This window comes from Streptomyces sp. P17 (assembly GCF_032436805.1).
Lineage (GTDB): Bacteria > Actinomycetota > Actinomycetes > Streptomycetales > Streptomycetaceae > Streptomyces.
This window is the reverse complement of the sequence record NZ_JAVRBF010000254.1, coordinates 1-587: the sequence shown is the minus strand read 5'-3', so window position 1 is coordinate 587 and position 587 is coordinate 1. Positions and strand designations below refer to the sequence as shown.

Sequence of the window (587 nt, the reverse complement as noted above, 5' to 3'; positions counted from 1 at the left end):
CGATAAGGTTATCGCACTACTCAAAGCAGGCATGGACGAATGCTTGCCTACGATGGATCACAAAACCTATCAGCGTGTGTTCAAACGAGCGAGAGAAGCAGTGTATGAGGGTTTCCTCAAACGTGCTGAGAACGCTGAGACACTGGCTGTCAAAGCTGGATTGGCTCTTTACTACTTCATCGATAACATGATGCGTCAGGGCGCTTATGACATTGCTGAAGGCAGTAAATTCGGGCAGGCAATGGATGAAATCCTACCTGCACTCGAAGACGTTCTGCATCTGCATAAGCTCGACCAATCTGCTTACAAAGAAGGCAGGCGTATGCTCACACGCCTTCACGAACTGGGATATTACACCGATGTCAAATGGATCACAGAATTCGCTGATTATGCACCCACGCCGTTACCCGAAACATCAGGGGAATAAAGGCCAAGTTATTGATGGCGAATGCAACGTTACCCGTTGTCATCGAGTTGGTGCAAGGTACTGGAACCAGTACACATACGGTCTCTATTGCGCAAGTTGTGCAAAGGATATTAACTGGCAGGGTATCATTTGTTATCCTGTTGAACAGAAACCAGAAACG

1 protein-coding gene is annotated in these 587 nt (G+C 47.4%); it reads left to right on the top strand.

The window, feature by feature from the left end:
• Nucleotides 1-427: hypothetical protein (locus RMT89_RS40705; protein ID WP_315888789.1), on the top strand; the 427-nt coding region annotated here is incomplete at its 5' end.
• Nucleotides 428-587: the final 160 nt, after the last annotated feature.